8 protein-coding genes and 4 tRNA genes are annotated in these 14,101 nt (G+C 37.1%); 2 read left to right on the forward strand and 10 right to left on the reverse strand.

The window, feature by feature from the left end; genetic code table 11:
* Positions 1 to 548 precede the first annotated feature (548 nt).
* The 6 genes from ABD692_RS09480 to ABD692_RS09505 form a co-directional block, all read right to left on the reverse strand.
* Positions 549 to 620, reverse strand: a tRNA-Glu gene (locus tag ABD692_RS09480).
* Between the two features lie 34 nt (positions 621 to 654).
* Positions 655 to 727, reverse strand: a tRNA-Met gene (locus ABD692_RS09485).
* 150 nt (positions 728 to 877) lie between these two features.
* The gene (locus tag ABD692_RS09490) at positions 878 to 3,355 is read right to left on the reverse strand and encodes a mechanosensitive ion channel family protein (RefSeq protein ID WP_344766546.1); all 2,478 of its coding nucleotides are present in this window, start codon (positions 3,353 to 3,355) and stop codon (positions 878 to 880) included.
* An 83-nt stretch (positions 3,356 to 3,438) separates the two neighbouring features.
* The gene (locus ABD692_RS09495; protein ID WP_316755678.1) at positions 3,439 to 4,284 is read right to left on the reverse strand and encodes a hypothetical protein; all 846 of its coding nucleotides are present in this window, start codon (positions 4,282 to 4,284) and stop codon (positions 3,439 to 3,441) included.
* Between the two features lie 345 nt (positions 4,285 to 4,629).
* Positions 4,630 to 4,701: transfer RNA gene (locus ABD692_RS09500), tRNA-Glu, on the reverse strand.
* 30 nt (positions 4,702 to 4,731) lie between these two features.
* Positions 4,732 to 4,807 (reverse strand) — tRNA-Met (locus ABD692_RS09505).
* A gap of 114 nt (positions 4,808 to 4,921) precedes the next feature.
* On the opposite strand from ABD692_RS09505, the gene era reads away from it, so the two are divergent.
* Together era and der are read left to right on the forward strand one after the other, a co-directional pair.
* Positions 4,922 to 5,818 carry a GTPase Era gene (gene era / locus ABD692_RS09510; RefSeq protein WP_344766550.1) on the forward strand — a complete coding sequence of 299 codons (897 nt, stop codon included), beginning with the start codon at positions 4,922 to 4,924 and terminating at the stop codon, positions 5,816 to 5,818.
* Between the two features lie 131 nt (positions 5,819 to 5,949).
* Entirely contained in the window at positions 5,950 to 7,251 is a 1,302-nt protein-coding gene (gene der, locus ABD692_RS09515) for a ribosome biogenesis GTPase Der (RefSeq protein ID WP_316755683.1), read from the forward strand.
* Between the two features lie 97 nt (positions 7,252 to 7,348).
* On the opposite strand, the gene ABD692_RS09520 is transcribed toward der, so the two are convergent.
* The 4 genes from ABD692_RS09520 to ABD692_RS09535 form a co-directional block, all read right to left on the reverse strand.
* A complete protein-coding gene (locus ABD692_RS09520; RefSeq protein WP_344766552.1) occupies positions 7,349 to 7,567 on the reverse strand; it encodes a PLDc N-terminal domain-containing protein in 219 nt (72 codons plus the stop codon).
* Positions 7,568 to 7,581: 14 nt separating this feature from the next.
* Positions 7,582 to 9,336 (reverse strand): ABC transporter ATP-binding protein, encoded by a 1,755-nt coding sequence (locus tag ABD692_RS09525; RefSeq protein WP_316755687.1) that lies wholly within the window; start codon positions 9,334 to 9,336, stop codon positions 7,582 to 7,584.
* A gap of 104 nt (positions 9,337 to 9,440) precedes the next feature.
* Positions 9,441 to 12,626 (reverse strand): TonB-dependent receptor, encoded by a 3,186-nt coding sequence (locus ABD692_RS09530; protein WP_344766556.1) that lies wholly within the window; start codon positions 12,624 to 12,626, stop codon positions 9,441 to 9,443.
* Positions 12,627 to 12,790: 164 nt separating this feature from the next.
* A complete protein-coding gene (locus tag ABD692_RS09535; RefSeq protein WP_344766558.1) occupies positions 12,791 to 14,101 on the reverse strand; it encodes an amidohydrolase family protein in 1,311 nt (436 codons plus the stop codon).

The raw sequence follows: 14,101 nt of genomic DNA on the forward strand, positions 1-14,101 counted from the left end.
GTCCAAAATAATAATGTTGAACAAAATTAAATAAACTTCTCAACTCCCCAACTTTTTTGCTTGATCCAGGATAAGACAAAGTTAAGGTTCGAATAAGACACAATTTAATAATTGTAACATTATCGTATTTTTAATATCTTACTAATGAGGGGATTATTATGTTAGAAATTTTTTTAGAATTTTTTTTCGGATTATTAAGCGTTTCAGGAGCTAAAAAAACAAGCGTAAAATTTAGGCCTGTTTATGTGATCGCTATTACAGTTTGGCTTGGCGTTTTGTTTACACTAACGCTAATGTTTGGTTAGAAAAAATGATTTTTGAGAAGTTATTGTGCTTACAAACTGTTATAAGTTAACCAACCCGGATTGATAAGTCATCACTGTACTTAAGCCAAGTTTCTTTCTTATTCTTTATTTTCTGCTTCCTGCATCTCCTCGAGATGAGCGTCTGAAGTATGCGATTTCTTTTGTGTTAAAATCTGGTTTTGATATTGCATCTAGTAAAAGGAATGCGAAATAAAAAAGCCGCTTCTTTTGGAAGCGGCTTCGTAGCCCGTAGGGGAATCGAACCCCTGTTTCCAGAATGAAAATCTGGCGTCCTCACCCCTAGACGAACGGGCCATTAAATTTAAGAGTGTCTCTCAACTCTTTTTTGTAGCGGGGACACGACTCGAACGTGCGACCTTCGGGTTATGAGCCCGACGAGCTACCAACTGCTCCACCCCGCACTCTATATCTTCAAAAGATTCTTCGTTTGAAGGAGTGCAAAGGTAAGATTTGTTTTCATACTTGCAAAACTTAGAAAAGAATTTCTTTCAATATTTTTTGTATAGTGCTTTTTTGTATTGATTATGAGTTCATTATAAAAGATAGATTTTTTATTTACGCGTATCAAAATCCTCATTTTTATAGATGGTTATATCTTGTTGCGGATAAGGGATTTTTATGTCAGCGCTTTTAAACGCATCATTAATTGCAATAATTAATTCACTTTTTGTTTGGGTGGCTTCTCTGAAATGTTTTGTCCAGAAGAATACTTTTATATCTATTGAGCTGTTTCCAAATTGTTCGTAGTTAACACTTGGGGGAGGTGTTTTGATAACATTTGGATTTCCATCGAGTGTTTGCGTTAGTATTTCTTTAACTTTTTCGAGATTAGAATCGTAAGCTACACCAATTGAAAGGAGTGTTCGCCGTTTGCTTCCGCCCATCGACCAGTTAATTAGGTGAGAGTTTAATAAGTCCCCATTAGGCATAATTACGTCCGCGCCATCCCAGGTTGAAATCACGCTGCTGCGAAATCCGATGGATTTCATTGTTCCGCCCTGTCCGTCGATTTCTATAATATCGCCCACATTTACAGGTTTCTCGAAGGCGATAATAAGTCCGCTTACCAGGTTATTTACCAAAGCCTGTAAGCCAAAACCAATACCAACACCTAATGCACCCAATACAATTGTTATTCGATCTACAGGAATGCCTGCGGCAGCTACTGCAAGAAAAAGCCCGAGACTTAATATTCCTATGCGGATTAACAACAACCAGCTGCCAACACTTTGAAGTGCATTTTTGCTTTTATCATCCTGAACCTGGTGTTTATCTGATGCGAAAAATGAAACAATTTTAGAGGTTGCAACCGAGATGCCCATAATTAAAATAAAGAGCAATAAGCTGTTAATGGTAAAAGAGTAATCACCTATTGTTCTTTCTCTTGCAAAGAAATCTCTAAAAGGGGCCGATGCATATTCAAAACCTGCAAAGTTCCTTCCGAAAAGAATAATCCACCCGAAAATTAATAATAGGTAAAAAGCTACGGGTACCTTTTTGCCAACTTTTTCGAAGTTTAGGTAGAAAAGCTTAGGATCTTGTTTGGTATAAACATTAAAGGCTAAAAATAACCCTTCGTTAATTAATCTGATGGTCCAAAGAAATAGAATGGCAACCACTACATCGAGAAAACCGCTGATAAGTAAAGCTTTGGAAAGGTTATAGCGGCCAAATATATTGGTGATTGATGAAGCAAGTTCGAGAAAAACCATAAGCCCAATTGCAATGAGGATTAGTTTTTCTCTCAATTCTTCTTTTCGGCCTTTAAATAAAACCATTAAACCAACAATACTTCCTGTTAATGATAAGGCAAGCATTAACCAGCGCTCGGTACGCGATGCCTGAAGAATTAAATTATCGAGTGCAGAAATGATAAAAAATACAGCCATAAGCAACCATACATTCATCCAGTATTTGGTGATAAAACCTCTGAATATAATGGTTAAGCTTAATGAACTGATTAGCCAGAAGATAACGCTTAAAATAAAAGGCGGTGAGAAAAACATGAACTGGAACAAGCTGACGCTGATCAGTAAAGCCGACCAAAATGGATAACGTAATACCCTTTGCCCTTCATAATTATCAGTTGTTAGTTTATTGGCTTCATAAATGCTTTTTAAAGAGCGCAGGTAAATAAATGCGGCAGAAATGATAAGAAGTAATATTGCTAATTTCCCGATGTTATTTTGCAGATAAAATACAAGTGTTAGTAAGCCTTTTGCCTGCGCCTGATTTAGAATTTCGCTAAACGGACGATAAAATGCAACCTTTCCCCAAATGTTGTCGAAATCTCTATAGAAAGTATTGCGGGCTATGTCCTGTTTGTATCTTTCTATTTCTTCCAGACCTGTTTCTATTTTAAAAACCTGCAAATTAACCTGGTTAAGCATGCCTTGTATGCTGTTATTCTCTTTCTTTAGTGAGCTGTCGACTGGGTTTACTTCATAAGCGGCAACAACGAGCTGCCCCATAAATTTTGATAGGGTAGCGGAGTCAGAAGAAAATTTAAATAGATCTCGCTGGCTAAGCAGCGAGTCGAGGTCGTATCTAAAGCGATTAACCTCGCTTTGATAGAGGTCTAATTTGGCTTTGCTTGCATTAGCCTTGTTTAATAATTCGGTTAAAATTTTTGAGGTTGTAGTTAGATTCCGAAAGGTTTGAGAGCTGCCTTTGTTGGTTAATACACCATCTTTTGCAATTGTGAAGTCCTCGTTTAAACTTATCAGCTTTGCTTTTGTGCCTAATGTATCTACACCATTTTTTAAGAAGCTTTTGGCTTTTTGTATCTTTTTCTTAATCTCCTCCAAAATCCTATTCTGGGCAATTGCAGCTTTATCGCCTTCGAAATCATCAATGCTGCTCTTTGCCGATTTTTCAGCAAACTGCTGCATTCTGGCAACAAAGCTCAGCTTGGTTTTGAGTTTTGAAGAATCAGAAGGTAATGAATCTTTTGTTTGTCCAAAAGTTCCTGCTACGGAAACCAAAATTAAGGCTTGAATTAGAATATAGCGTAAAGTTTTAAAACTCATTGGGCGTAGTAGGAAGATTATTTCTGATCTGATTTTGTAAAATTATGCTGATGGATATCTGTCATCAGTATGGTCATTAGATGCTATTTTCTGTAAAGTGGGCACCTTTTTAAAAGGTACTCTAATGGCCCCGAATAAGAGCCGTCGGTATTGGATAGAAATGCCTTGTGGCTTTCGTTATAAATACTTGCATTGTTATCCATATAAATATGCAAAGAAACACTTACATCATAGCGTTGAACAGCATTGCTGTACACTGTACTTGAGCTTGATACATCCTTTATTTTGTCTCCATCATCACGCTTTACTTTTGTATTTCCGTTTGCGCCCGAGGTGCTGGTTTGGTAACCTTTGGCCTGAATTACTGAACCATCAATAATGTATTCTACACCCAGAATATCGCAAAGGTTTTTCATGGTATAACCTATCATTTTATCTCTGGTTACACCTGCCTGTACTAAAGTAGCATTAGTGGTTCTCGCGTCTAATATGGTATATCCGTCAGAATGTTTTGATAACATTCCAATAGCATCTTCCTGGGCTTTAAGGCCCACTTGTTCTGCTCCAGGTTGATTATCCATTAAAAACGTAAATGGTAGGACGGCAATTTTATTGTGATGATCTGCTGGGGTGGCTGTCATGGATACAGCATCCTTTTGGCGATCCTGGGCAGGAAGGGTTTGTGAAAAAAGTTCAACTCTTCCGCTTGAGTGTGTAATTTTAAGAATGTCTGACTTTTTAATGGCGTATTCCAGTGTTTCGCCTGTGTAAACAAAAGAAACGCCATCATCATTGATTTTGGTAATTTTTCCTTTGAGTTCTTCTCCGTTTGTTTTTAAGATAACATCAGGCACTGCAGCCGTTTTGGTTTGAGCCTGTGTGCCAAATGAGCAGATGGCTATGGCGATAATTAGTAGTAATTTTTTCATAGGGCGGGGATTTTGTATCTAAAATAATTAATTTTAGATAAAGTCGTTGATTAAGATCTAAATTATCTTATCCATGGTGTATTCTTCATCGCATTGCTAAATATCTCAGTTTATAATTAATCGAAGAAGAAATTATAAAAACAGCCAAATGAAATAAAAGGAGCTAAGCAGATATCAAGGGGATGGTTTAATTATGAGTTTATTTTAATTAGAAAGTTCAAATTACGTTGGGGGAAGTTATAGGGGAAGTGAAATCTATAAAGTGGACAATACCAAACAATACCCGTAAACGAAAAAAAGTTGATCGTCAGCGAAATCGCTTTAAATCAACTTTTTGTTTTTCTGTAGCCCGTAGGGGAATCGAACCCCTGTTTCCAGAATGAAAATCTGGCGTCCTCACCCCTAGACGAACGGGCCATTAAATTTCAGAGTGTCTTTCAACTCTTTTGGTAGCGGGGACACGACTCGAACGTGCGACCTTCGGGTTATGAGCCCGACGAGCTACCAACTGCTCCACCCCGCACTCTATACAACTCGTTTTTTTCTTTGAATTAAATCCTTAACTCTATTTCCGAATTGGAATGCAAAGATATAATTCGTTTCTTTGTGCTGCAAATTTTTTTTAAAAAATATTTTAATGGCGCATAAAGCAGGTTTTGTTAGTATAATAGGTAAACCAAATGTAGGTAAATCAACCCTCATGAATGTGCTTGTAGGCGAGCGACTTAGCATTATAACTCCTAAGGCTCAAACTACCAGGCATCGTATTTTAGGGATCGTAAATGAAGAAGAATATCAGATTGTTTTTTCTGATACTCCAGGTATAATTAAGCCGAAATATAGCTTGCAAGAGAGTATGATGAGCTTTGTGAACGGATCTCTAACCGATGCTGACGTACTTTTATTTGTTACAGATATTAACGAAGAGCATGATGAGGAAGATGTTTTAGAGAAAATTCTGAACCGTAATATTCCAACAATTGTACTAATCAATAAAATTGATAAAGCACTGCAAGAGCAAGTTGATGAAAAGATTGCTTACTGGCAGGAAAAGTTAAATCCAGTTGCCATTTATGCAATTTCCGCATTACATAAACATAATGTAGATGGATTATTGGATCGAGTTTTGGAAATGTTGCCAGAACATCCGCCATATTATGATAAAGAAGATTTAACTGATCGTTCTGAGCGTTTCTTCGTTTCAGAAATTATCCGTGAGAAAATTTTTCTAAACTATCAAAAGGAAATTCCTTATAGTACTGAGGTAATAGTGAAAAGTTTTAAAGAGGAAGAACTAAAAAACGGTAAAGGATCGATGGTTCGCATCACTGCAGAAATTGTAGTAGAACGCGATTCGCAGAAGAATATTTTAATTGGTACAGGTGGTAGCATGCTTAAAAAAGTAGGTACCGAAGCACGTATCGAAACCGAGAAATTTTTAGATACTAAAGTCTTTTTAGAACTGTTTGTTAAAGTAATTCCCGATTGGAGAAGTAAAAAGAATTACTTAAAGAGCTTTGGTTACGATAATTAACCGTACCTTTGCAGCCCGAAATAAATCGGTTAGTAGTTGATAGTCAATGGCTGATAGCCAAATAGTTTAAGCAGCTTGCTTAAACGCCACGACCATTAACTATAAGCCATTAACTATCAATTAGAATACCCATGAGTAATATTATCGCCATCGTAGGCAGGCCAAACGTAGGCAAAAGCACCCTTTTTAATAGATTAACAGAAAGCCGTAAGGCCATTGTAGATGATATGAGCGGCGTAACCCGCGACAGACACTACGGCGTTGGCGAATGGACTGATAAACAATTTACCGTAATAGATACAGGTGGATATGTTGCAAACTCGGAAGATGTTTATGAAGCAGCTATCCGCGAGCAGGTGATGATTGCCATTGAAGAGGCCAGCGTGCTGATTTTTATGGTTGATGTAACTACTGGAATCACTGATTTAGATGATGATATTGCACAGGTACTTCGCAGGAGTAACAAGCCTGTTTTTGTTACTGCAAACAAAGTAGATAATACAGCTTTACATAGCGAAATCAGTACTTTTTACGGATTTGGCTTAGGCGAGGTTTACCCATTATCTTCGATGACGGGTTCTGGTACTGGTGAGTTGTTGGACGAAATCATCAAGAATTTTGAGGATGAACCCGAAGAAGAAAACGCTTTACCTAAAATTACAATTGCAGGTCGTCCGAACGTTGGTAAATCTTCATTGGTAAATGCTTTAATTGGTAAAGAACGTAATATCGTAACTGCAAATGCTGGTACAACCCGCGATTCAATTAAAATTCATTATAACCAATTCGGTCATGAATTTATGTTAATTGATACTGCAGGTTTACGTAAAAAAACTAAGGTTAAAGAAAATCTCGAGTTTTACTCGGTAATGCGTACCATTAAAGCTTTAGAAGAAGCGGATGTTGTTGTTTTGATGATCGATGCACAGGAAGGTATTGAAAGCCAGGATATCAATATTTTTCACCTTGCTGAAAAGAATAAGAAGGGTATCGTAATATTGGTTAATAAATGGGATTTAATTGAAAAGAATACACAAACGATGAAAGCTTTTGAAGAGCAGATTCACGAGCGCATTCGCCCATTTACTGATGTGCCTATCGTATTTACTTCAGTATTAAATAAGCAACGTATTTTTAAGGCAATTGAGGTTGCTTTAGAAGTTTACAAAAATCGTAGTAAGAAAATTCCTACATCGAAATTAAATGATGTAATGTTGCCATTAATCGAGAAATTTCCACCTCCTGCATTAAAAGGAAAGCACATCAAGATTAAATATATCACACAAATTAACGGTACATCGCCAATGTTTGCGTTCTTCTGTAATTTGCCTCAATATATTAAAGATCCGTATAAACGTTTCATAGAGAATAAATTGAGAGAGAATTTTGATTTCGCTGGTGCACCAATTCAAATCTATTTCAGACAGAAATAAGCGTAAGCTTACATTTAATTATAAATAGAAAAGCAGGGCTTGCTTTCCAGTTGGAAAAGTAGCCCTGCTTTTTTGCTATCCAAAGGTTTTGCAACCTTTAGAATTTCTTATTCTTGCCCCAGATTAAATAGATAATAGAGCCTAAAAATGGTGCTGTTATTATAATTATAAACCACAAAACTTTAACGCCAAAGCTCATTCCGCTATTCCTTGAAATGTGGTAAAGTGCAATTAAAATAAGTATCAGCCATAAAATGGCTGGTATAATTATAAAAAGCGCAACATGATTGCTGTTAACGTTCGTTTGTAATAACATAATTTGAGATTCTATTATGCTTCAACAATTCTTTCGCCAATTTGTTGGCGCCACATAGCCTGATATAAACCGTTTTGTGCAATTAATGCTTCGTGCGAACCTTGCTCAATGATCTGGCCTTTCTCTAAAACGTAAATTACATCAGCATGTTTAATAGTTGATAAACGGTGTGCAATTAGAATGGTAATATGATCGGTCAAGTCAGAAACATTTCTAATGGTTTTGGTAATTTCTTCCTCCGTGATGGAATCTAACGAAGAAGTTGCCTCATCAAACACTAAAATATCTGGCTGGCGTAGTAAAGCTCTGGCAATTGATAAACGCTGTTTTTCGCCTCCTGAAACTTTTACACCACCTTCGCCAATTAGCGAGTCTAAACCTTTATCAGCTCTGGCCAGCAAAGTTTGGCACGCCGCCTGATTTAAAACCTTAAAGCATTCTTCATCCGTAGCACTTGGGTTAACGAACAATAAATTTTCTCTAATAGTACCCGAAAAAAGTTGCGTATCCTGAGTTACGAAACCAATTTTTTCGCGTAAAACATCTAAGTCAATATCATGACTGGTTGTTCCGTTGTATAGGATTTCGCCTTGTTTTGCAGGGTATAAACCAACCAGCAATTTAACTAAGGTAGATTTTCCAGCACCTGATGGACCGACAAAGGCAATAGTTTGGCCATTGTGTGTCGTAAAAGAAATGTTTTCTAAGGCATTTCTGTTTGCAGTTAAATGTTTAAAGCTTACTGATTTAAAAGTAAGTTCTTTAATCTTTTTAATCGAAATAGGATTTGCTGGTTTCTGATCGACAGGTGTGCTTAGAATCCTCTTAAAGTTTCCTAACGATACTTCAGCCTCTCTCCATGCCAATATTACATTGCCCAATTCCTGTAGCGGTCCGAAAAGAAAAAACGAATAAAATAAGAACGAAAAATATTGTCCTGGTGAAATGGTATTATCGAAAATTAAGAGTAAAAGTACAACAATCATTGAGCTTCTAACCAGGTTTACCGTAGTTCCCTGAACAAAACTCATGCTTCGTACATATTTAACTTTCTTAAGTTCTAAGCCTAAAATTTTGTAGGTGGTTTTGTTTAGTCTTTCAATTTCCTGATCGGCCAAACCTAAGCTTTTTACCAGTTCTATATTTCTTAATGATTCAGTTGTAGAACCCGCAAGCGCAGTAGTTTCGCCAACAATAGAGCGTTGAATGGTTTTAATTTTTCTGCTCAAAAACCAGCTTACAAAACTAATGATTGGAATTGCTGCAAAGTAAACCAGGGTTACTTTATAGCTGATTGAAACAGAATAAACGATTACGAATATCATCCCGATTAAGCTTACAAAAAGTACGCTGATGAAAGCAGTGATAAATTTTTCTGAATCTAATCTTACTTTCTGTAAAATGCCTAAAGTTTCGCCACTTCGCTGATCTTCAAAAACCTGATAAGGTAATTTAAGAGAATGCTGTAAGCCATCGGCATACATTTTTGCGCCAACTTTTTGTACGATCACGCTAGTAAAGTAATCCTGGAAGTTTTTAGCTATACGGGATACCATAGCAGCCCCGATAGCCAGGCCAATAAAACCTAATGCGCCCCAGATGTAAGCACTTTTGCTGCTGAAAGCGGCTCTTTTATTTATGTATAAATCCAGGATCTTACCCGTGAAATAAGGATCCATCAAAGAAAAACCAATATTTACACCTGCAAGTATGAGCGCCAAAGCCACAATCCACTTGTGACCTTTCAGGTAGTTTAATAATAATCCCATTAAGTTTTGTTGTTTGTAGGTGCAAACATAAAAAAAGGGAATGGATAAAAATCCATTCCCTTTTTTTATGACTTTATTAAAAGATATTAAATATCCTTTGGTAATTAAAATCCGTATCTCAAGCCAAGTTGTGCCTGCCAAGGATTACCTGTTGGAATTACAACCCCTGTATTGTTTAAACGGTAGTTATAGTTCGAAGTTGTAGCATCAAATCCAGTTACAGCATAAAGTGCTTGTGTACCTAAAGTTTCTGTTGTACCCCAAGTTTTCTTAAATAAGTTGGCTACGTTAAACAAATCGCCAGAAATTTCCAGACTTTGTTTTTTGCGTGGACCAAATTTAAACACATAGGCTAATCTTAAATCAACTGTACCATAGAAACCATTTATGCCGCCATTACGCTCGGCAAACGTACCTTGGTATTTGTTGATGTAATCTTTTAAACTCTGGCTTGCATCGCCATTTGCCAATAATGTTTGTAAAGCAGTTCTAAGCGCTGCAGGTACATTTGTATTTGAAGGATTAAAGATATATGCTAAATCATTTGTAGCTACAAAATCGCCATTTGTGTTTCCTCCAGATAATAAACTATATCTGGTGCCACCAATACCTGAATAACGAATACCTGCTTTAATGCCATGAAATGATGGTAATGTTCCATAAACAACAACCTTATTTCTGAACTGGCCATTAGAATAAGTCATGTTGTTTAAGTTTCTTGGATCATCAACAACAGGCAAAGATAATGTTGCAGAGTTGGCAACGTTACCGTTAAATGAAGTATTATCTTTAGCATCGTTCCAGGTAAAGCTTCCTGAAATTTCTCCATCTTTAAAGTATCTCCATGTCGCATCTACAACTACAGCAAATTGATTAACTTTTCCTTTACTGTTTAACTCTAAAACTCTACCAAATGCATCCGTTAAGCGGCCTCTTTTCCAATCTGTAACTCCGTTACTCGGAATAATAGTACTTGCTGGCACATATACACCTCTGTTTCCTTCATTTGATAAGGTAAAGAAAGGGTTTGCAACCATGTTTCTATCAATATACATGTAGTTATTGCGTGCTAAAGTTGCATAACCGGTAATACCAATACGTATTTTATCATTTATTAATTTGTTATAAGATAAGTTGGCTTTATACACTACAGGCATTTTTGCATCTTCAGCATAAGTATTTATGGTTGGGATTTGTAACGCTGCTAAAGTTGGCGCTGATGCACTTCCATTTCTATAACCAATAAAGTTAGGCGTTGGTACACCTGTGCCAGTTACATCAACAGTTGCAAAATGTTTACCATCAAAGGTAAGGTTATTAATGGTCATGTAGTTGTTAATATCTGAACCAAAGATACCTGCTCCAAAACGAACAAAATCTGTTCTGTTTTCATTAATATCCCAGTTTAACTGAACTCTAGGCTGAACTAAAAATTGTTTTAACTTGTGATCTGTTCTCACGCCAATCGCATCAAATAGCTGTTGGTTAAGTGGCGAGGTTGGATATTTACTAAAGTCTAGACGTAAACCACCTGTAAAGTCTAAACCTTTGCCAAGTTTGGTTTGCATTTGACCATATATCGCAGAATTCCATAAGTTACCAATAACAGTTGGGTCATCAACTAAAGGAACTTCTCTGTAATAGCTGATTGGAATTAAGTTGTTAAAATTTTGTAAAGAGGTTTGCCTGTTTCCTGCTGCAACGGTACCCGAGGTGTTAAATGTAAAACGGCCATTCACTTCACTTCCATACAATGATTTTGCATGGGTGTACATGATGTCTATACCAAATGTATATTTAATTTTATCTGTGTTATAATAGAAATTATCTACCAATTGGAAAACATTATTTGTAAAACCCTCTTGCCCGAAACGGTGTCCGCCAATTTGAACTGCAGTTGCTAATGTTGCCCCAGTTGTAGGAGAGATAGATTCTAAGTTGGAAACAACAGCTCTTGGAATGGCAAAACCTAACTCATCGTTCTGCGTACTGGATTGGTAGGTATATAAATGTTGTAACTTTAATTCGTTAGTTACTTTGCTGCTAATTGTAGAACGTAATGTAGCCAATAAGCTGTTATCAACGTTTTTATCATTACCATAACTTTCGTAGAAATTTATTGCTGTATTATCGCCTAAACCTAATGGATTTCTATCATTAGTATAATTATCTCTAATGGTTAATAAATTTTTGTCATTAATTTGCCAATCTAAACGAAGAAATCCGGCATCTGTACCTCTTTTTTTAGGAAATGAGCCAAATTGTTGTGTGTTAGCAACACCATACTTACTTCTCGCAACCGCTAAAAAGTTATTTAATGTGCTATTCGTAATGTTAAAACGAGCAACATCAGCATCAGAATTAATATCTGCAATAATTAATGGGCGAGAATCTCTTTGATGATCCCATGCTGCAAAATAATGTAGTTTATCTTTGATGATTGGTCCGCCTAAGCTAAAACCATATTGGTAAGTAGAGAAATCATTAACTCTTGGATTTCCTCTGATATCATATTTACTCGCTAAGAAATCAGCACGGTTATAAGCAAATGCACTTCCTGTAATTTCATTTGTACCCGATTTGGTTACCGCACTAATGGTTCCACCACCTGAACGACCTAAGCTAACATCGTATTGGTTGGTTACTACCTTAAATTCACGAACACTTTCTATCGAGATTGAGTATGGTGCGCCACTACGACTGGTTGTGCTGCCAGAAGATGTAGGATTCTTCGCGGTCATACCATCAATAGTGAAATTAGTAGATGAACCTAACTGACCAGATATACCACCAGGACCTGATAAAGGCGATAAATCAGTCAAACTACTAAAGTTACGACCGTTTACAGGTAAAATGTTCATCGTTTTTGATGAAATTTCTGTTGAAGCTCCAAATTGTTGTACTTTATTTCTTAACGAAGAGCCACTAACTTCAACATCTGTAAGGTTTTGTGAAGCTTCTTGCATAGTGATGGAAACTTTCGCTACATCACCAAGATTTAACATGTAACCACTCCTGGTTTGTTCGCCGTAGCCCATGTAAAGTGCTTTTATCGAATATGGTCCTCCTAAAGGAAGCTCTTTAAATGTATACTCTCCTTGACCATTTGTTGCTGTTTTTGTAGTAAAACCTGTTGAGGTGTTTCTAACCTGCACGGATACACCAGGAATTGGCTGTTTTTTTTCGTCGGTAATAATACCGGAAATCGATGCTTGTGTAGTTTGCGCCCTAAGAGAACTGGAAACACAAAAACACAGCAATAATACTGCTAGTAGTAAATTTTTGACCATGATTAGTTTTTTGATTTGATGGTGCAAATTTGCAGTTGCAGTATTAACTGAAATTAGATTTAGAATTAAGAAAACGTTTATAAATTGTGTGTTTTTATGGTTTATGTTAAAATAAAAAACGGCCAGTAAATTAATACTGGCCGTTTGTGTTAAGCTAATGTTAGCTATTTCTTTTCAGCGGTGTATTTATCGCTGAATTTTTTATCCAGTTGTTTGTGTAAATTATCCAGGTTAATATCTCTGCCCTGGATAAATGCCTGCTCTACTTTGTTGGTTCGCATATCTAAAGCATCACCTGCAGAAATAAAGAAAGTAGCATCTTTACCAGTCTCTATACTGCCTGTTGTTTTATCAACGCCCATTGCTTTGGCTGCATTTAGGGTAATGGTTGATAGCGCTTTTTCCTTATCTAAACCCCATGCTGTAACCGTACCCGCCATAAAAGGAAGATTACGTTGCTGCCAATAGCCATCGATGCTTAAAACAACATTTAAGCCTGCATTCGCTAAAATAGCTGCATTTTTGTACGGCATGTTTACATCATCATCGTTGTTGTTTGGTAAGGCGTGAGGTTGTTTAACCACAACCGAAACATTGTTATCTTTTAAGAAATCGATCACCAAATAAGCCTCATCGGCACCCGTAATAACAGGTGTAATTCCGAATTTTTTGGCAAAGTTTACCGCTGCAACAATATCCTTCTGGCTTTCGGCCGCTATAAATAGTTTTTCTTTGCCTGTGAAAACAGGTTTCATGGCTTCGAAACGGGTATTAATCACTTCTGGTTTTCCCATTTCTGAATAAGCCTTTGCTTCGGCGAAGAAAGAGGTTAACTGATTGATAGCTGCTTGTGTGCGTTCGTTTAACATTTCTGGCGAAGCAGCTGGTCTGCCGAAGCCACCAAAACCACCTCTAAAACGTGGTGTAACAGGCCAGGTCATGTGCATTGCATCATCTGTTTTAATGGATGCATCTTCCCAATTCCACGCATCTAACTGAACAACAGATGAACTGCCTGAAATCGTTCCGCCCTGCGGTGTAGGTTGTGCCATTAAAACACCATTGCTCCGTAAAGTTGCCGGTACTTTCGAATCGGTATTGTAAGCCACGATCGAGCGGATATGCGCATTATAGTCTCCAATTTCCTGGAAATCTAAAGTCGCTTTTATTGATTCTGTTTCCGCTAAACCTAAATTTGTGGTTGCGGCAATAAAGCCAGGATAAATGTGTTTCCCTGTGGCAACAATTCTCATTACATCATCTGCAGGAACTTGTCCGTTCGCTGCAACCGATATAATTTTGCCGTTACCAAAAAGAATGGTTCCATTTTCAATAACTGTTCCGTTACCTACGTGTACAGTTGCGCCGGTAATGGCAATGGTCCTGCTTTGTTTTTTTGCGGGCGATATGTTGGCTTGTGCAAAGCACATCAGGCTCGATGCCGATAATGCCAGACTGAATATATATGTTTTCAT

The sequence above is a fragment of the Pedobacter ginsengiterrae genome (assembly GCF_039537385.1).
GTDB lineage: Bacteria > Bacteroidota > Bacteroidia > Sphingobacteriales > Sphingobacteriaceae > Pedobacter > Pedobacter ginsengiterrae.